Origin of the sequence: Halomonas sp. SIMBA_159, assembly GCF_046536035.1 — a bacterium.
Taxonomy (GTDB): Bacteria; Pseudomonadota; Gammaproteobacteria; order Pseudomonadales; family Halomonadaceae; genus Vreelandella; species Vreelandella venusta_A.
In genome coordinates, this window is sequence record NZ_JAWJBT010001549.1 from 1 (window position 1) to 238 (window position 238).

The following is a 238-nucleotide window of genomic DNA, read 5'->3' on the forward strand; positions in this document are numbered from 1 at the left end:
GAGACACTTTAAAGAGACGATGTCCATCCTGCTGATTTCCAGTGTCTTCATGATGCTGACAGCTTCACTTAGCATGGACGTGCTGTTTGAAATCTTCAATTGGTCCATTATTCTGTTTGTCTTGGCGATGCTCTTTATTGTCCGGCCGCTATCCATCTGGCTGTCGACAATCGGAACGGACTTGAGCTGGCGAGAAAAAGCCTTGATTGGTTGGATTGCGCCTCGAGGCATTGTCGCT

The 238-nt window shown here is 47.9% G+C and carries 1 protein-coding gene; it reads left to right on the plus strand.

Going from position 1 to position 238, the window contains the following annotated elements; all coding sequences use genetic code 11:
- Positions 1 to 19: 19 nt before the first annotated feature.
- Positions 20 to 238: cation:proton antiporter domain-containing protein (locus tag R0J87_RS24430; RefSeq protein ID WP_498889636.1), on the plus strand; the 219-nt coding region annotated here is incomplete at its 3' end.